This window comes from Streptomyces odontotermitis, assembly GCF_050510915.1.
In the GTDB taxonomy this organism is placed as follows: domain Bacteria; phylum Actinomycetota; class Actinomycetes; order Streptomycetales; family Streptomycetaceae; genus Streptomyces.
In genome coordinates this window covers 1,248,503-1,266,004 of sequence record NZ_JBNJLS010000001.1, presented here as the reverse complement: position 1 = coordinate 1,266,004, position 17,502 = coordinate 1,248,503, and the positions used below count along the sequence as shown (strand labels likewise).

General features: G+C 72.4%; 13 protein-coding genes. 8 read left to right on the top strand and 5 right to left on the bottom strand.

Annotated features, from left to right (window positions below; genetic code table 11):
• Positions 1 to 2: 2 nt before the first annotated feature.
• The 5 genes from ACQB60_RS05690 to ACQB60_RS05670 all read left to right on the top strand — a co-directional run bounded on the left by ACQB60_RS05690 (position 3) and on the right by ACQB60_RS05670 (position 9,082).
• Entirely contained in the window at positions 3 to 1,463 is a 1,461-nt protein-coding gene (locus ACQB60_RS05690; RefSeq protein WP_496924667.1) for a sodium:solute symporter family protein, read from the top strand.
• 43 nt (positions 1,464 to 1,506) lie between these two features.
• Positions 1,507 to 2,478 carry an agmatinase gene (gene speB / locus ACQB60_RS05685; RefSeq protein ID WP_384831728.1) on the top strand — a complete coding sequence of 324 codons (972 nt, stop codon included), beginning with the start codon at positions 1,507 to 1,509 and terminating at the stop codon, positions 2,476 to 2,478.
• Positions 2,475 to 4,160: a thiamine pyrophosphate-binding protein gene (locus ACQB60_RS05680; protein ID WP_496924666.1), complete on the top strand. Its 1,686-nt coding sequence runs from the start codon at positions 2,475 to 2,477 to the stop codon at positions 4,158 to 4,160. Before speB ends, ACQB60_RS05680 begins: the two co-directional genes overlap by 4 nt.
• Positions 4,161 to 4,250: 90 nt before the next feature.
• Positions 4,251 to 5,186, top strand: coding sequence for a serine hydrolase (locus ACQB60_RS05675; RefSeq protein ID WP_496924665.1), 936 nt, complete (start codon positions 4,251 to 4,253; stop codon positions 5,184 to 5,186).
• Positions 5,187 to 5,332: 146 nt separating this feature from the next.
• Complete coding sequence (locus ACQB60_RS05670) at positions 5,333 to 9,082, top strand: ABC transporter ATP-binding protein (RefSeq protein ID WP_496924664.1); 3,750 nt, start codon at positions 5,333 to 5,335, stop codon at positions 9,080 to 9,082.
• On the opposite strand, the gene ACQB60_RS05665 is transcribed toward ACQB60_RS05670, so the two are convergent.
• A complete protein-coding gene (locus tag ACQB60_RS05665) occupies positions 9,066 to 9,560 on the bottom strand; it encodes a hypothetical protein (protein ID WP_496924663.1) in 495 nt (164 codons plus the stop codon). The two genes, ACQB60_RS05670 and ACQB60_RS05665, sit on opposite strands and share 17 nt — an antisense overlap.
• A 158-nt stretch (positions 9,561 to 9,718) precedes the next feature.
• On the opposite strand from ACQB60_RS05665, the gene ACQB60_RS05660 reads away from it, so the two are divergent.
• Both ACQB60_RS05660 and ACQB60_RS05655 read left to right on the top strand, forming a co-directional pair.
• Entirely contained in the window at positions 9,719 to 10,138 is a 420-nt protein-coding gene (locus tag ACQB60_RS05660; RefSeq protein WP_496924662.1) for a hypothetical protein, read from the top strand.
• 133 nt (positions 10,139 to 10,271) lie between these two features.
• Positions 10,272 to 11,678, top strand: coding sequence for a S28 family serine protease (locus tag ACQB60_RS05655; protein ID WP_496924661.1), 1,407 nt, complete (start codon positions 10,272 to 10,274; stop codon positions 11,676 to 11,678).
• Positions 11,679 to 11,794: 116 nt separating this feature from the next.
• Here the strand turns inward: ACQB60_RS05655 and ACQB60_RS05650 are convergent, their stop codons facing one another.
• The 3 genes from ACQB60_RS05650 to ACQB60_RS05640 form a co-directional block, all read right to left on the bottom strand.
• Positions 11,795 to 12,460 (bottom strand): hypothetical protein, encoded by a 666-nt coding sequence (locus tag ACQB60_RS05650; RefSeq protein WP_496924660.1) that lies wholly within the window; start codon positions 12,458 to 12,460, stop codon positions 11,795 to 11,797.
• A gap of 158 nt (positions 12,461 to 12,618) precedes the next feature.
• Complete coding sequence (locus ACQB60_RS05645) at positions 12,619 to 14,409, bottom strand: glycoside hydrolase family 3 protein (RefSeq protein WP_496924659.1); 1,791 nt, start codon at positions 14,407 to 14,409, stop codon at positions 12,619 to 12,621.
• 363 nt (positions 14,410 to 14,772) lie between these two features.
• A complete protein-coding gene (locus ACQB60_RS05640) occupies positions 14,773 to 15,678 on the bottom strand; it encodes a LysR family transcriptional regulator (RefSeq protein ID WP_496924658.1) in 906 nt (301 codons plus the stop codon).
• Between the two features lie 118 nt (positions 15,679 to 15,796).
• On the opposite strand from ACQB60_RS05640, the gene ACQB60_RS05635 reads away from it, so the two are divergent.
• Positions 15,797 to 16,732 (top strand): EamA family transporter, encoded by a 936-nt coding sequence (locus ACQB60_RS05635; protein WP_496924657.1) that lies wholly within the window; start codon positions 15,797 to 15,799, stop codon positions 16,730 to 16,732.
• On the opposite strand, the gene ACQB60_RS05630 is transcribed toward ACQB60_RS05635, so the two are convergent.
• Complete coding sequence (locus ACQB60_RS05630; RefSeq protein ID WP_496924656.1) at positions 16,668 to 17,483, bottom strand: sugar phosphate isomerase/epimerase family protein; 816 nt, start codon at positions 17,481 to 17,483, stop codon at positions 16,668 to 16,670. The two genes, ACQB60_RS05635 and ACQB60_RS05630, sit on opposite strands and share 65 nt — an antisense overlap.
• Positions 17,484 to 17,502: the final 19 nt, after the last annotated feature.

Here is a 17,502-nt window from a genome sequence, read left to right as displayed (position 1 = left end):
CCATGGCCGTCGACTACACCGTGATCGTCGTCTATCTGGCGGGGATGCTGGCCATGGGCTGGTGGGGCATGCGCCGCGCGAAGTCCAAGGCCGAGTTCCTCGTCGCGGGCCGCCGCCTCGGCCCCTGGATGTACTCCGGCACCATGGCCGCGATCGTCCTCGGCGGCGCCTCCACGATCGGCGGCGTCGGGCTCGGCTACCAGTACGGGCTCTCCGGCGCCTGGATGGTCTTCACGATCGGTCTGGGGCTGTTGGCCCTGAGCGTCTTCTTCTCCGCCCGCATCGCGCGTCTGAAGGTCTACACCGTCTCCGAGATGCTCGACCTGCGCTACGGAGGCCGCGCGGGCGTCCTCTCCGGAGTGGTCATGTGGGCGTACACGCTGATGCTCGCCGTCACCTCGACCATCGCCTACGCCACGATCTTCGACGTGCTCTTCGACCTGAACCGGACCGTGGCGATCGTCCTCGGCGGCTCCATCGTCGTCGCGTACTCGGCGCTCGGCGGGATGTGGTCGATCACGCTCACCGACATGGTGCAGTTCGTGGTGAAGACCGTCGGCGTGCTGCTCCTGCTGCTGCCCATCGCCGTCGTCAAGGCCGGTGGCTTCGGCGAGATGAAGGCCGAGCTGCCCGGTGCGTACTTCGAGCCGCTGGGCATCGGCGGCCAGACGATCTTCACGTACGTGCTGATCTACACGTTCGGCATGCTCATCGGGCAGGACATCTGGCAGCGCGTCTTCACGGCGCGCAGCGACAGGGTCGCCCGCTACGGAGGCACCGTCGCGGGCACGTACTGCCTGGTCTACGCGCTCGCGGGCGCCGTCATCGGTACGGCGGCGAAGGTCATGTACCCGAAGCTGCCGAGTGCGGACTCCGCGTTCGCGACGATCGTGAAGGACGAACTGCCGGTGGGCGTACGGGGGTTGGTGCTGGCCGCCGCGCTGGCCGCCGTGATGTCGACGTCCTCCGGAGCGCTCATCGCGTGTGCGACCGTCGCCAACAACGACATCTGGGCGCGGGTGCGGGGGACTGCCTCCGTGAAGGGCGCCGACCACGACGAGGTCAAGGGAAACCGTGCCTTCATCCTCGTCATGGGCGTCGCCGTGATCCTCATCGCCATCGCCCTCAACGACGTCGTCGAGGCCCTGACCGTCGCCTACAACCTGCTCGTCGGCGGGTTGCTCGTGCCGATCCTCGGCGGGCTGCTGTGGCGGCGGGGGACGGGGGCGGGGGCGCTCGCGGCCGTCGGCGCGGGCGGGCTCTCCGTCGTCGGGCTCATGTGGGGGTACGGGATCCTCGCCAACGAGCCGGTGTATTACGGGTTGTTGGCCTCGCTCGTGGTGTACGTGGTCGTGTCCCTGGCCACGAAGCCGACGGACGCGGCGGTGCTCGCCGCTTGGCGTGAGCGGCTCGCGGGGCGGGGCGAGGAACCCGTGGCTCAGGCCGCTCCCGTACCTCAGTAAAGTCAGAATCAGCAGTTTTACGCAGGAAAGAAGGCACATCTAGATGAACGGCAACGAAGCGCCCCGCGGACCCGTCGACTCCTCCCGCATCCCCCGCTACGCCGGCCCCGCCACGTACGCCCGGCTGCCCCGGCTCGACGAGGTGGGCGGGAAGGCGGACGTCGCCGTCGTCGGGGTGCCCTTCGACACCGGGGTGTCCTACCGGCCCGGCGCCCGCTTCGGGGGCAACGCGATCCGGGAGGCGAGCCGGCTGCTTCGGCCCTACAACCCGGCGCAGGACGCCTCGCCCTTCGCGCTCGCGCAGGTCGCGGACGCCGGGGACATCGCGGCCAACCCGTTCAACATCAACGAGGCCGTCGAGACCATCGAGGCGGCCGCCGACGACCTGCTCGGCTCCGGCGCCCGCATGATGACCCTCGGCGGCGACCACACCATCGCCCTGCCGCTGCTGCGGAGCGTCGCCAAGAAGCACGGGCCCGTCGCGCTGCTCCACTTCGACGCCCACCTGGACACCTGGGACACGTACTTCGGCGCCGAGTACACGCACGGGACCCCCTTCCGGCGGGCGGTGGAGGAGGGGATTCTTGATACCTCCGCCCTGTCGCACGTGGGCACGCGCGGGCCGCTCTACGGCAAGCAGGACCTCACCGACGACGAGAAGATGGGCTTCGGCATCGTCACCTCGGCGGACATCTACCGCCGCGGCGCCGACGAGGTCGCCGACCAGCTGCGCCAGCGCATCGGCGACCGGCCGCTGTACATCTCCATCGACATCGACTGCCTCGACCCGGCCCACGCGCCCGGCACGGGCACGCCGGAGGCCGGCGGCATGACCTCGCGCGAGCTCCTGGAGATCCTGCGCGGGCTCGCCTCCTGCAACCTGGTCTCCGCCGACGTCGTCGAGGTCGCGCCCGCCTACGACCACGCCGAGATCACGGCCGTGGCCGCCTCCCACACCGCGTACGAACTGACGACGATCATGTCCCGCCAGATTGCCGAGGCCCGCGCGAAGTGACTCACGACCACGACCTGGTGCTCCGTCCGACCCCGGCCCAGACGGAGGCCGCGCTGAACCCTCCACCGGGCCGCCGGGGCGGAGACCTGGTCGTGGAGACGCTCGCCGGGCTCGGCGCGACCACCGTCTTCGGACTGCCCGGCCAGCACGCGCTCGGCATGTTCGACGCGCTGCGCCGCTCCTCGCTGACGTACGTCGGGCTGCGCGTCGAGAACAACGCCGGGTTCGCGGCGGACGCCTACGGGCGGATCACCGGCGAGGCCGCCCCGCTGCTGCTGTCCACCGGGCCCGGCGCGCTGATGGCGCTCGCCGCGCTCCAGGAGGCGGCGGCCGCGTCCGCGCCGGTCCTCGCGATCGGCAGCCAGGTGCCGGCGGCCGGGCTCGGCGGCGGCCGCCGCGGCTATCTGCACGAACTCCGCGACCAGGCCGCCTCGTTCAGGGACGTGGTCAAGTCGGTGCACACGGCGCGCACGCAGTCGCAGATCCCCTCCGCGATCGCCGCGGCCTGGGAGTCGGCGCTGACCGCCCCGCACGGCCCTGTCTGGGTGGAGATCCCGCAGGACGTGCTGCTCGCCGAGGCGGAGCTGCCCGTCGTCACGGCGGTGGACGCGACGCCCGAGGAGGTCGTCCCGCGTCCCGAACTGACCGCCGTCGCCGCCGACTTGCTGTCCCGCGCCGAGCGCCCGGCGATCATCGCGGGCGGCGGTGTCGTGCGCTCCGACGCGAGCGGCAAGCTCCGGGCCCTCGCCGAGCTGGTGAACGCCCCGGTCGTCACCACCTTCGGCGGCAAGGGCGCGTTCCCCTGGGAGCACCCGCTCTCGCTCCAGTCCTGGCTGGAGGACCGGCACACCACGGACTTCCTGGAGGACGCGGACGTCCTGCTCGTGGTCGGCTCGGGACTCGGTGAACTGTCCTCGAACTACCACACGTTCACCCCGCGCGGCCGGGTCGTCCAGATCGAGGCGGACGCCGGGAAGCTGGAGTCCAACCACTCGGCGCTCGGCATCCACGCGGACGCCCGCCTCGCCCTCTCCGCCCTCCTGGAGACCATCGAGGCACCCCGCGAGGACCCGTCGGCGCCCGAGCGGGTGCGGGCCGTCCTCGACCGGGTGCGCGAGCGCATCGACGGCCAGGAGCTCGGCCTGGAGCAGCGCCTCCTCGCCTCGGTCCGCGCGGCGCTCCCGTCCGCGGCCCCGTCCTTCTGGGACATGACGATCCTGGCGTACTGGGCCTGGTCCGCCTTCGACGCCCGCCGCCCCAACACGATGCACTCGGCGCAGGGCGCGGGCGGCCTCGGCTACGCCTTCCCCGCCGCCCTGGGCGCGGCCGTCGCGGACCCCTCGCAGCCGGTCCTCGCGGTCTCCGGCGACGGCGGCGCGATGTACTCGATCGCCGAGCTGGCCACGGCCCTGCAGTACGACCTGCCGGTGACGTGGCTGATCGTCGACGACGGCGGCTACGGCATCCTGCGCGAGTACATGACGGACGCCTTCGGGGAGGCGACGGGCACGGAGCTGGCCCGCCCCGACTTCGTCGCCCTCGCGGAGTCCTTCGGGGTGCCGGGCGTGCGCACGACCCCGGACGCGCTCCGCGACGATCTCGCGAAGGCGCTGGCCGAGCCGGGGCCTTCGGTCGTGGTGCTTCCGGCGGTCCTGAAGATGTTCGCTCCGACACATCTCTGACCTTCCGTACAACCGTTCACCGGTACCGGTGAGTCATGTGGGGCGAGTGCGCCGGGGGGCGCGCTCGTAAAGACCCAGGGGGGAACCTCCATGACTCACCGGATATCCGGGGCGTCCCGGCGCGCCCGCACGCTCTCGGCGGGCCTCGCCATCGGCGTGCTCGCACCGCTCGGCCTGACCGCGGCGACCGCCACGCCCGCCGCCGCGGCGGCAACGCCCCAGGTCAGCTGCTCCTCGCAGCAGGCGGGCCTCGCCGCGAAGCTGAAGAAGGACATCACCGCGGCCCTGAAGAACCGCAAGGGCACGGTCGCCGTCGGCCTCTACGACCGCACCACCAAGACCAGCTGCACCCTGCGCGCCGGCACCTCCTTCGACTCGGCGAGCGTCGTCAAGGTGACCGTCCTCGCGACGCTGCTGTGGGACGCCAAGAAGACCGAGCGGCGGCTGACGACGCGGGAGTCGGACCTCGCGTACGCCATGATCACCAAGTCCGACAACGCGGCCACCAGCAAGCTCTGGCGCCAGCTCGGCACCACCAAGGTCAAGGGCTTCCTCAAGGCCGCCAAGATGACCAAGACCGTGCCCGGCTCCGGCGGCTACTGGGGCCTGACCCGGATCAACGCGACCGACGAGCAGAAGCTCCTCGCGCTCATCACCGCCAAGAACACGGTCCTCAGCGACAACGCCCGCGCCTACATCCTGAAGCTGATGGGCAAGGTCGTCCCGTCCCAGCGCTGGGGCACCCCGGCGGGAGCGCCGTCCGGCACCGCGATCCACGTCAAGAACGGCTGGCTGCAGCGGTCCACGCACGGCTGGCGGGTGCACAGCATCGGCGCCTTCAAGGGCGGCGGCCACGACTACACGATCTCCGTGCTCACGCACGGCAACAGCTCCATGAACTACGGCGTCACCACCATCCAGGGCGTGGCCAAGGCCGTCCACAAGGACCTCGCGCCGCGCACACAGCGCCGGTACGCGCCCACCACCGCGCCCCAGGAGGCGTTCGTGGCGGTTCCGCAGGCGTAGGGCGTACGTCTCCGCAGTCTCCGCAGGCGTACGTCCCGGGGACCGGTGGCCTCGGCCGCTGGTCCCCGTTTTGTTGCGGAGGGATGAAATCCGGTCACCCTTGTGTTGGGGCTCTCGGCAGGTCAGGTCGACGAGAGGCACACACGGTGGCTGAGCAACGGGGCTGGGGCAAGCGATTGGCGGGGTACGCCTGGCGCTACCCCAAGGACGTCGTCCTCGCCCTCGGGTCCTCCCTCGGCGGCATGGCCGTCATGGCCCTCGTCCCGCTGATCACGAAGGTGATCATCGACGACGTGGTCACGGACCGCACCCGCTCCATGGCCCCCTGGGCGGGCGCCCTCATCGGCGCCGCCGTCCTCGTCTACGTCCTCACCTACATCCGCCGCTACTACGGCGGCCGCCTCGCCCTCGACGTCCAGCACGACCTGCGCACCGAGATGTACGGGACGATCACGAAGCTGGACGGGCGGCGCCAGGACGAGCTGTCCACCGGGCAGGTCGTCGGCCGCGCCACCAGCGACCTGCAGCTGATCCAGGGCCTGCTCTTCATGCTGCCGATGACGATCGGCAACATCCTGCTCTTCCTGATCTCCCTCGTGATCATGGCGTGGCTCTCCCTGCCGCTCACCCTCGTCGCCCTCGCCGTCGCCCCCGCCCTCTGGTACATCGCCCGCCGCTCCCGCTCCCGCCTGCACCCCGCCACCTGGTACGCGCAGGCCCAGGCCGCCGCCGTCGCGGGCGTCGTCGACGGCGCCGTCTCCGGCGTACGCGTGGTGAAGGGCTTCGGGCAGGAGGAGCAGGAGACCGGGAAGCTGCGCGAGGTCGGGCGGCGGCTCTTCGCCGGGCGGCTTCGCACCATCCGGCTCAACTCCCGCTACACGCCCGCCCTCCAGGCCGTCCCCGCGGTCGGGCAGGTCGCGATGCTGGCGCTCGGCGGCTGGCTCGCGGTGCGCGGCGAGATCACGCTCGGCACCTTCGTCGCCTTCTCCACCTACCTCGCGCAGCTCGTCGGGCCCGTGCGGATGCTCGCCATGGTCCTCACCGTCGGCCAGCAGGCCCGCGCCGGCGTCGAGCGCGTCCTCGAACTCATCGACACCGAGCCGACCCTGGCGGACGGGACGAAGGAGCTGCCCGCCGACGCCCCCGCCACCGTCGAGTTCGACGAGGTGGGCTTCGCCTACGAGGAGGGGCGGCCGGTCCTGGACGGTCTGACCTTCCAGATATCCCCGGGCGAGACCCTCGCCGTCGTCGGCTCCTCCGGCAGCGGCAAGTCCACCGTCTCACTGCTCCTTCCGCGCTTCTACGACGTGACGCACGGCGCCGTCCTCATCGGCGGCCACGACGTGCGCGAGCTGACCCTCGACTCGCTGCGCTCCGCCATCGGGCTCGTGCCCGAGGACTCCTTCCTCTTCTCCGACACGGTCGGCGCCAACATCGCGTACGGCCGTCCCGGGGCCACCCGGGAGGAGATCGAGACGGCCGCGCGCGCCGCCCAGGCCGACCGCTTCATCGCCGAGCTGCCCGAGGGCTACGACACCAAGGTCGGCGAGCAGGGCCTCACCCTCTCCGGCGGCCAGCGCCAGCGCATCGCGCTCGCCCGCGCCATCCTCACCGACCCCCGCCTCCTCGTCCTGGACGACGCCACCTCCGCCGTGGACGCCCGCGTCGAGCACGAGATCCACGAGGCGCTCCGGGGCGTCATGGCGGGGCGCACCACGCTCCTCATCGCGCACCGCCGCTCCACCCTCGGCCTCGCCGACCGCATCGCCGTCCTCGACGACGGCCGCCTCGCCGACCTCGGCACCCACGAGGAGCTGCAGGAGCGCTCCGCCCTCTACCGGCGCCTGCTCACCGACCCGGACGAGCTCGGCGGGGTCTCGCCGGGGCGGGCCGTGCCCGTCGAGGTGCCCGAGGACACGACCGTACGAGAAGAGCTCGACGCCGAGTTCGACGCCGAGCGCGGCATCACGCCCGCCCTGTGGACCGGCGACCGCGAGCCCAAGGACACCGCGCTGTCCGGGATGCCGTCGACCCCCGAACTCCTCGCCCAGGTCGACGCGTTGCCCCCGGCCACCGACACCCCCGACATCGACGAGGCGCGCGCCGTCACGCCCGAGGAGTCGTACGGCCTGCGCAGGCTGCTCGCCGGGTTCGGCAGGCCGCTCCTGTTCGCGCTGCTCCTCGTCGCCGTGGACGCGGGCATGGGCCTGCTGCTCCCGGTCCTGATCCGGCACGGCATCGACGACGGCGTCAACCGCCTCGCGATGGGCGCCGTCTGGACCGCCGCCGGGCTCGCGCTCGCCGCCGTCGTGGTGCAGTGGGCGGCACAGACCGGCGAGACGCGGATGACCGGACGTACCGGCGAGAGGGTCCTCTACTCGCTCCGCCTGAAGATCTTCGCGCAGCTCCAGCGGCTCGGACTCGACTACTACGAGCGGGAGTTGACCGGGCGCATCATGACGCGGATGACGACCGACGTGGACGCCCTGTCCACCTTCCTGCAGACCGGGCTCGTCACCGCCTTCGTCTCCGTCGTCACCTTCCTCGGCATCATGGGCGCGCTCCTCGTGCTCGACGTGCAGCTGGCCCTCGTGGTCTTCGCGACGCTGCCGCTGCTCGTCATCGGCACGTACTTCTTCCGCAAGGCCAGCGTGAAGGCGTACGAGCTGGCGCGCGAGCGGGTGTCGGTGGTCAACGCCGACCTCCAGGAGTCCGTCGCGGGCCTCAGGATCCTGCAGGCGTTCGGGCGGGAGCGCGCGGGCGGCGAGCGGTTCGCCGCGAACAGCCACAGCTACCGGCAGGCCCGCATCCGCGGCCAGTGGCTGATCTCCGTGTACTTCCCGTTCGTGCAGCTCCTGTCGTCGGTCGCCGTCGTCGCGGTTCTCGTCGTGGGCGCGAACCGGGTGGAGGCGGGCACCCTGACGACCGGCGCCCTGGTCGCCTACCTCCTCTACATCGACCTGTTCTTCGCCCCCGTCCAGCAGCTGTCCCAGGTCTTCGACGGCTACCAGCAGGCCACGGTCTCCCTCGGCCGCATCCAGGAGCTGCTGCGCGAGCCCGCCTCCACCAAGTCCGCCGACGCCCCGCGCGACGTCCTGTCGCTGCGCGGCGAGATCGCCTTCGAGGACGTCGGCTTCGCGTACAACGCGGCGGCGGGCGAGGGCGCGCCGGAGGAGGCGCTGAGCGACGTCCGGCTGCGGATACCCGCCGGACAGACCGTCGCCTTCGTCGGCGAGACGGGCGCGGGCAAGTCGACCCTCGTCAAGCTCGTCGCCCGCTTCTACGACCCGACGGACGGCCGCGTCACCGTCGACGGCGCCGACCTGCGCGAGCTGGACATGACCGCGTACCGGCACCGCCTCGGCGTCGTGCCGCAGGAGGCGTACCTCTTCGCGGGCACCGTGCGCGACGCGATCGCCTACGGCCGCCCCGACGCCACCGACGCCCAGGTGGAGGCGGCGGCCCGCGCGGTCGGCGCGCACGAGATGATCGCCACCCTCGACGGCGGCTACCTCCACGAGGTCGCCGAGCGCGGCCGCAACCTCTCCGCCGGACAGCGGCAGCTGATCGCCCTGGCCCGCGCGGAGCTCGTCGACCCGGACATCCTCCTGCTCGACGAGGCCACCGCCGCCCTGGACCTCGCCACCGAGGCCCAGGTCAACCAGGCCACCGACCGCATCGCGGGCCGGCGCACCACGCTGGTGGTCGCCCACCGCCTGACCACGGCCGCCCGCGCGGACCGCGTGGTCGTGATGGACCACGGCCGGGTCGCGGAGGACGGCACGCACGAGGAACTCGTGGCGCGCGGGGGCCGGTACGCGGAGCTGTGGCGGACGTTCGTCGGGGAGTCCCCGGACGAGGCCGGGACCCCGGCCGGGGTCAGTACTTCGCGGTGATGTCGGAGATCTTCCGCGTCTCCAGGTCCGAACGGACGCTCAGATACGTGTACGTGACGTGCTTGCCGGTGCCCCAGGTGAGCCGGACCGTGGAGTAGGTGTGGCCCATGGCGTTGTCGCCCGGGGTCACCTTCCACGCGCTCGGCACGTTCTGCGCCCGCAGCACGCCGTCCGCGTCGTGCCGCTTCTCCCATGTGAGCAGCCGGGCCCGCAGGTCCTTGGTCAGGTAGAAGTTCCGCGCCTGCGCGGCCAGGGCGTTGCTGCCCCGGTCGTTGGCCACGTCGATGTAGGCGCCGTAGAAGTGCGCGACCCGGTCGTAGGCGGGCCCGGGGCTGCCGCTGCGGGCGGGGTGGCCGGTGGGTGCCGAGGTGGACGTGTGGGTGTACGCGGCGGACGGGACCGCCGCTCCGGCGACGAGCAGCGCGGCGGAGGCCAGAACGGTCTTGCCGCGCCACGGGGTACGGGTCGGACGAGTCATCAGGGACCCCTTTCACGTTCTGCCCTGTTGGACATCGGGTGTGCACGGGAGGTTGCCCCCAAACACGGCAAAAAGTACGAGAGATTCCGCAACCGCCCGCCTGTGGCCGTGCGTCGGTACCTCAGTACGCTGATGCCGTTGTGGTGGGAGGGGAAGTCGTGAGAGGTGCTGGCAGCCGTGGCCGACGTGGCCGGATACGGTGCCGTTTCGCGGGGGCGCTCGCCGTCCTGACCGCCGCCGCGCTCCTCGTGCTCACCGGCCCCGCCGCGGGCACGGCGGGCGCCGCCGTCGCCGCGGACTGCGCCGGCCGCAAGGTGCACACCTTCGCGTTCAGCACCGGCAAGCTCGTCGTCTACAAGGACGACCGCTATGTGTGCGCCGTGACGTACACGAAGCGCCCCGGCGTGCGCCAGACCATGTCCGTCAGCATCCAGGTGCGCGGCAGCCGCCCCGCCCGCGACAAGGGCCGCTACACGCACCACGCGGGCCCGGTGAAGGTGTACGTGGGACACCGCTGCGTGTGGGTGCGAGGGAAGGTCGGCGGGAGAGGGATCAGCAAGGGCTGGATCCTCTGCTGAGGAGTGCGGCGATCTGCGTGGCCATCTGCACGGCGATCTTCTGAAGGCGTGCGGGCCTGGCGCCAATTGCCCCTGGTGTGACACCGGTTGGCTCGGTTAGGTTCCGGTCACCGCTGTGTCAAAGGGAGGGTGCATGCGCAAGGCGCTCAGATGGCTCCTGTCGCTCGTGGTGTTCATAGGCACCGTGAGCCTGACCGGAGCGACCGCCGGTGCGGCCACAGCCGCGCCCGCGGAGCCGGACATCAAGGACAGACTGCTCGCGATACCGGGCATGAGCCTGATCGAAGAGAAACCGTACGACGGCTACCGCTACTTCGTCCTCAACTACGTCCAGCCGATCGACCACCGGCACCCCTCCAAGGGGACCTTCAAGCAGCGCCTGACGGTGCTACACAAGGACACCAACCGGCCGACGGTCTTCTCCACCTCCGGCTACGGCCTCTCCACCACGCCGAGCCGCGCGGAGCCGACCCGCATCGTCGACGGCAACCAAGTCTCCACGGAGTACCGCTTCTTCAAGCCGTCCCGGCCCGAACCGGCCGACTGGTCCAAGCTCGACATCTGGCAGGCCGCCAGCGACCAGCACCGCATCTTCGAGGCCCTCAAGCCCCTCTACGGCAAGAAGTGGCTGACCACCGGCGCCTCCAAGGGCGGCATGACCGCCACGTACTTCGAGCGGTTCTACCCGCGCGACATGGACGGCGTCGTCGCGTACGTCGCGCCCAACGACGTGAACAACAAGGAGGACTCGGCGTACGACGACTTCTTCAAGACGGTCGGCACCAAGGAGTGCCGCACCAAGCTGGAGGCCGTGCAGCGCGAGGCGCTGGTGCGCCGCGAACCGCTGTCGAAGAAGCTCGCCGCGTACGCGGAGGAGAACAAGTACACCTTCAAGACGGTGGGCACCCTCGACAAGGCGTTCGAGGCCGTCGTCCTGGACCTGGTGTGGGGCTTCTGGCAGTACCAGCCCGCGGCGACCGCGTGCGCGAAGGTGCCGGACGCGAAGACGGTCACCGACCAGGCCCTCTTCGACTACGTCGAGAACGTCGGCGGCTGGTCCTCCTACACCGACCAGGGCCTCGACCCGTACACCCCGTACTACTACCAGGCGGGCACGCAGCTGGGCTCGCCCACCATCACGCAGCCCTGGCTGGGCGACCTCTCGCGCTACGGCTACCAGCCGCCGCGGAACTTCGTGCCCCGTGACATCCCCATGAAGTTCCAGAAGGGCGCGATGAAGGACGTGGACCGCTGGGTCCACAAGAACGCGCACCAGATGCTGTACGTGTACGGGGCCGACGACCCGTGGGGCGCGGAGCCATTCCGCCCCGCGCAGGGCAAGAAGCACGACTCGTACGTCTTCACGGCGCCGAACGCGAACCACGGCGCGAAGGTGGAGGGCCTCGCCGCGGCGGACAAGGCGAAGGCGACGGAGCGGATCCTCGCGTGGGCGGGGCTCTCCAAGTCCGCGGCCAAGGCCCCGTACGACGCGAAGCTGGACCGCCCGGCCAAGCAGGGCGAGTTGACGCTGCGGCCGTAGCTTCTCCTTTCCCCGATCCCGCCCCTTCCCGATACGGCGACTCCGCCGCCCCTGGGGCGCCCGTCCCAGGGCCGACGGAGTCGGCTGATTCGGGAAGGGGCGGGATCGGGGAAGCTTCAAACTCTGACCGCGCAACCCACCGGCCTCGCACCCCCCAGCGAAACGTAAAGCGCCGTGTCCGCCGGGCACTTGGACCGGTCCGTCACTGCTACTCGCACCCGATACTCCGGCTTACGGTCCCCGGCCCCCTCGCACGCCGTCTCCCGCACTTCCCCCCGCCCCACCCCGTACACGCAGTCCCCCACCACGGTCCGCGGCCCGCCCCCGCCCCCGGGGTCCCCGGGATGCGGCGCCTCCAGGTTCCGCATGCACGCGTACCCCTGCGGGACCTCCCCGTCCCCGTCCTCGTCGACCGCGGGCCGGTTCTCGCTGATGTGCAGGACGAAGTCCGTCCGCGCCGGACACGGCGGCCCCTCCGAGACCTCGCCGTCGTGGCGCGCGACGACCCGCGCCGCCGCCCGCTCGCTCCCGCACGGCACCTCGGTGAAGGTCTGCTGCCCCCGCGAGCTGCAGTCGCCGACCGCGAGGAACGCCGCCCCGCCCCCGGCCGTCGCCGACCCGTTCGCGGTCGGGCGTCCGCCGCCTCGTCCGCCGCCGTCGAGGTTCCCGTCCGACGACGAGCCCGAACCGCCGTTCTGCTGGCACCCGGTGAGCGCCGCGGCGACCGCGAGCAGCACAGCGGCGCACACCACTCCCGTCGTCCCCATGGACCTGGCAAGCATGGCAAACCCCCCGATATCCGCACCCAGCGTGGCCCGCGCGGGCGGGCGCACGCCAGGTGCGCGGGGTGCTTTGGCCCCTTTGGGGGTGGTGCGCCGGGCGCGGTGCGTATGTCACGTACGTCAGGGGCCGCTCGGCCCGCGGCGGCGGTCCTCGGCCCTCAGTACGACAGCCCGTACCCCACCGGATACAGCACCCGCTCCGGGTCGTCCGCGCGCGGCACCGCCACCGGCAGCCGCCCCCGGGGGTCGGCCCGGCCCGCCAACACCCGTGCCGCCGCCCGCACTTCGACGTCCGTCCAGCCGTACGAGGCGAGCGAAGCGGCCACCCCCTCCGGCAGGAACGCCACGTCGTACGGGTTCCGGACGGCGAGCGTGACCACGGGGACGCCGGTCGCCACGAGGGCCGACACCAGCGCGCCCTGCGCGTCGCCGCCCGCCAGGTTGTACGTGGCCACGAGCACCGCGTCCCGTCCCCGAGCTCTCAACTCCGTTCGAGCAGGGGAGGCCCCATTCCGCGCCGCCGCCACCGCCTCGGCGATCTTCGCCTCCTTGGGTGCCGTTCCGGTCGACAACACCGTTGCCGTGAAGCCCAGCCGGGTCAGTTCGGCGCCCAGTACCGCCGTGGGCGGGCCCGTTGTCCCGGACGGGGAGGAGGGGTCCGCGCCCACCACCAGGACGTCGCCGTGGGTGGTGGGGGAGAGGGGCAGCAGGGGGCCCTCGTTGCGCAGCAGCGTCGTCGTGCGCTCCGCGATGCGGTCGGCCGCCGCGAGGTGGGCGCGGGTGCCGACGACGCGGTCCACGCGGCGCTGCCCGTAGGCGTAGGGGTCGTCGAAGAGGCCCCGCTTCCGCTTCAGGCGCAGGATGCGCAGGAGCGACGCGTCGAGGCGCTCCTGTGTCAACTCGCCGTCCTGGACGGCCCGCAGCACCCCCGTCCAGGCGATCTCCGGCTTCGGCGGGTTGAGGAGCTGGTCGACGCCCGCCTTCAGGGCGAGCACGGGCACCCGGTCGTCGCCGTACTTGGTGCGGACGCCCTGCATGCCGAGGGAGTCGGTCACCACGACGCCGTCGTAGCCGAGCTCCTCGCGCAGGATGCCGGTCACGATGGGGCGCGAGAGGGTGGCCGGGTCCTCGGCCGGGTCGAGAGCGGGCACCACGATGTGCGCGGTCATGACCGAGTCGATCCCGGCGGCGACGGCCGCGCGGAACGGCGGCGCGTCCAGCTCCTGCCACTGCTCGCGGGTGTGGTGGATGTACGGCAGGGCGGTGTGGCTGTCGGTCCTCGTGTCGCCGTGCCCCGGGAAGTGCTTGGCGGTGGCGGCCACCTCGGCGTCCCGCTCGTACCCCTTGACCTGCGCCGTGAGGAGGGCGGCGACCGCGTCCGGGGCGGCGCCGAAGGAGCGGACGCCGATGACGGGGTTGGCCGGGTTGACGTTCACGTCGGCGAGCGGCGCGTAGTTCTGCCGCACCCCGAGGGCGCGCAGCTCGGTGCCCGCGATCCGGGCGGCCTCGCGGGCGTCGGAGCGGGACCCGGAGGCACCGAGCGCCATCGCGCCGGGCAGCAGCGTCGCGGGCGCGCCGATGCGGGCGACGGCGCCGTGCTCCTGGTCGACGGAGAGCAGCAGCGGGATGCGCGGGCCGTGGGCGAGGGCCGCCGCCTGGATGCCGTTGGAGAGGGCGGCGATCTGGTGCGGCGTGCGGGTGTTGTGGGCCCAGCCGAAGTAGATGATGCCGCCGGGGCGGTACTTGGCGACGAGCTCGACGGCGTTGCGCACGCCGAGCTCCTTCAGGTTGGCGTCGACGTCGGCCTCGTCCGGGGCGTCGGCGGAGTGCCCGTACACATGGAGGACGAAGAGCTGGCCGACCTTCTCCTCCAGGGTCATGCGGCCGATGAGCTCGCGCAGACGGCCGTCGTCGGACGCGGATACAGGTGCGGCTTCGGCATCGGACATGTCTCGGAGCTTAGGCGAACGAGCGTGCGCGGGAAGGGTGCGGGAAGGGTGCGGGAAGGGCAGGGGAAGGGGCCGTCACCGGCACTGTGTGGAGGGGGCGCACCGGTGACGGCGTGCTGTCGGCCGCAGGCGGCGGAGAGGGTGGTCAGCGTTCGCAGCCAGCAGCGATGCCGACACCGCCACGCGGAGACTCTCCGGCAGCATGCTGCTTGGACGGACGGCCCGTCGCCAGGGTTCCCGGGGAACGGGCAATTCCCGGAAGTTGGTACGGCCGGGGTGAGTGGCGCCGGGTGTGATGCTCGGGCGGGAAGCGGGAAGCGGAACGTTTGATGCGGGGCGCGGGGCGCGGGGCGCGGGGCGCGGTCACGCGTCGGGCACCGGCCAGTGTGCCCGCAGCACCCGCACCGCCTCGGCGATCGCGGGCCGCCGCGCCGCCCCGGTGCGCCACAGCGCGTACAGCCTGCGCACCGGCAGCGGGTCGAGCCGCACCGTCACCGCGCCCGGCGGCAGCGGCCCGCGGCCGAGGCGCGGGATGAGCGCGATGCCGAGGCCCGCCGCGGCGAGCGCGACCAGCGTCGGGTTCTCCTCCGCCTGGTGGGCGATGTCCGGCTCGCAGCCCGCCTCGCGGAGCGTCCTGATCAGCCACTCGTGGCAGACCAGGCCCGGCGGCTGGGTGATCCAGCGCTCGCCCTTCAGCTCCTCGCGGCGCACCGAGGCGCGCCCCGCGAGCCGGTGCCCCGCCGGGACGACGAGGTCGCAGAGGTCGTCGCCGATGACCGCCTGGTCCACGCCGGGCGGGGTGGGCAGCGGGGCGATGTCCCAGTCGTGCACGACCGCGAGGTCGACGGCGCCCTTGGCGACCAGGTCGATGGAGAGGTGCGGGTCCACCTCCGACATCCGGGCGTCGAGCTGCGGGTGGTCCCGGGCGAGCTCGGCGAGCACCTGGGGCAGCAGCCCGCGCGCGGCCGAGGCGAACGCCGCGACGGTCAGCCGTCCCGCGGGCACCCCGCGCCGCTCCTCCAGCTCGGTCTCGGCACGCTCCACGATCGCCATCAACTCCCGTGCCGTCTCGGCGAGATGGAGCGCCTCCTCGGTGAGCGCGACGCCGCGGCCGCGCCGCTCCAGGAGCGTGGTGCGGGTCTCCCGCTCCAGCTTGGCTATCTGCTGGGAGACCGCGGACGGGGTGTAGCCGAGCGCGGTGGCGGCGGCGCCCACGGTGCCGTGCACGGAGACGGCGTGCAGGGCGCGCAGCCGGGCGAGATCAAGCACGTGGACTCCTCGGGTGCGCACCCCTGTGCATGAACTCCCCATTCATTAGCGTTGCTTCATCCAATCATGCAGAGATCCGCGCTGGTCCTACATGGTCGCGGCGGGTGATCCTCGACGCATGCGACCTGCTCACATCTGCCTGGCCGTGCTCGTCACCGCCGTCTGGGGCGTCAACTTCGTCGTCATCGAGGTGGGCCTCGGCCACTTCCCGCCGCTGCTCTTCTCCGCGCTGCGGTTCCTCGTCGCGGCGCTGCCCGCGGTCTTCTTCGTGGGCCGCCCGAAGGTCGCCTGGAAGTGGATCGTGGGGGTCGGCCTGGTCCTCGGCGTCGCCAAGTTCGGGCTGCTGTTCATCGGCATGGACGCGGGGATGCCCGCCGGGCTCTCCTCGCTGGTGCTCCAGATCCAGGCGGTCTTCACGGCCGTGTTCGCCTTCGCGGCGCTCGGTGAACGACCGGGCAGGACACGGGCGCTGGGCATGGTCATCGCCCTCGCCGGGATCGCCGTCGCGGCCGTCGACGAGGGGGAGACGGGCCCGCTCGGCGCCTTCGCGCTGCTGATCGGCGCCGCCGCCTGCTGGGGCGTCTCGAACGTCCTCACCCGCAAGGCCGCCCCGCCCGACGCCCTCAACTTCATGGTGTGGGTGAGCACCGTCCCGGTCCTGCCGCTGCTGGCCCTCTCGCTCCTCTTCGAGGGCCCGTCCGCGGACCTCGCGGCCCTGCGCTCCCTGGACTGGCAGGGCGCCGGGATCATCGTCTACGTCGCGTGGATCACCACGGTCTTCGGCTTCGGCGCCTGGGGCTATCTGCTGCGCCGCCACCCCGCGTCGACGGTCGCGCCGTTCTCGCTGCTCGTCCCTGTCGTCGGGATGTCTTCGTCGGCGCTGTTCCTGGGGGAGTCCGTGACCGGGCTGCGGTGGTGCGCGGGGGCGCTCCTTGTGGCGGGGGTGGCGCTGACGTCGCTGGGCCCGGCCGTCAAGTCCCCCCGTACGCTCATGGGTTCGCCCGCCGCCCGTCCGTCGCGAGCAGCCGCGCCAGGTACTCCCGCCCGGCGCTGAGGAGTTGGGGCAGCGGCGCCGCGTCCTCGTACCACCGCTTCTCGTACTCCCAGCACAGCCACCCGTCCCAGCCCTCGCGCCGCAGCAGCCCCACGCACTCCGCGAGCGGCAGGACGCCCGCGCCGAGGGGGAGGGGCGTGGTGTCGTCGGCGGAGGCGATGTCCTTGACCTGGACATAGCCGAGCTGCGGGGCGAGCGCCGCGTACGAGGCGGCGACGCGCTCGCCGCCCAGCCAGGTGTGCATCACGTCCCACAGGGCGCCGACCTGGCGGTGCCCGACCGTGCCGATGACGCGGGCGGCGGCGGCGCCGGTGCGGTGCGAGTCATGGGTCTCCAGGAGGATGCGGACCCCGGCGTCGGCGGCGAACTCGGCGGCGGCGCCGAGGCGTCGGGCCGCCGTCGCGTCGGCCTCCTCGGAGCTCTGCTCGGTGCCGCCGCCGGGGAAGACCCGGACGAAGGGCGCGCCCACGTCACGGGCGAGGCCGACCAGCTCCCGCACCTCTGCGAGCACGGGCCCGTCGTCCCCGGGCTCGGCCATGCGCGGGTACCCCGCGAGACCGAGGATCCGCACGCCGCTCTCCTTGAACGAGGCGGCCACGTCGGCCCGTTGGACCAGGTCGATGCCGGGGTGCACGGGTTCCTCGGGGTGGGCGCGGAGCTCCACCCCGTCGTAGCCGTGCTCGGTGGCGAGGCGCAGCACGTCGGGGAGGGGGAGGCCGGGGACACCGAGGGTGGAGAAGGCGAGCTTCATGGCGGGGACACTATCCGCC

What these genes read in the sequence shown, in the direction of transcription:
- ACQB60_RS05690 (WP_496924667.1), top strand. Translation starts at nt 3, where the DNA reads ATGGCCGTCGACTACACCGTGATCGTCGTCTATCTGGCGGGGATGCTG.
- speB (WP_384831728.1), top strand. Translation starts at nt 1,507, where the DNA reads ATGAACGGCAACGAAGCGCCCCGCGGACCCGTCGACTCCTCCCGCATC.
- ACQB60_RS05675 (WP_496924665.1), top strand. Translation starts at nt 4,251, where the DNA reads ATGACTCACCGGATATCCGGGGCGTCCCGGCGCGCCCGCACGCTCTCG.
- ACQB60_RS05665 (WP_496924663.1), bottom strand. Translation starts at nt 9,560, where the DNA reads ATGACTCGTCCGACCCGTACCCCGTGGCGCGGCAAGACCGTTCTGGCC.
- ACQB60_RS05655 (WP_496924661.1), top strand. Translation starts at nt 10,272, where the DNA reads ATGCGCAAGGCGCTCAGATGGCTCCTGTCGCTCGTGGTGTTCATAGGC.
- ACQB60_RS05650 (WP_496924660.1), bottom strand. Translation starts at nt 12,460, where the DNA reads ATGCTTGCCAGGTCCATGGGGACGACGGGAGTGGTGTGCGCCGCTGTG.
- ACQB60_RS05645 (WP_496924659.1), bottom strand. Translation starts at nt 14,409, where the DNA reads ATGTCCGATGCCGAAGCCGCACCTGTATCCGCGTCCGACGACGGCCGT.
- ACQB60_RS05635 (WP_496924657.1), top strand. Translation starts at nt 15,797, where the DNA reads ATGCGACCTGCTCACATCTGCCTGGCCGTGCTCGTCACCGCCGTCTGG.
- ACQB60_RS05630 (WP_496924656.1), bottom strand. Translation starts at nt 17,483, where the DNA reads ATGAAGCTCGCCTTCTCCACCCTCGGTGTCCCCGGCCTCCCCCTCCCC.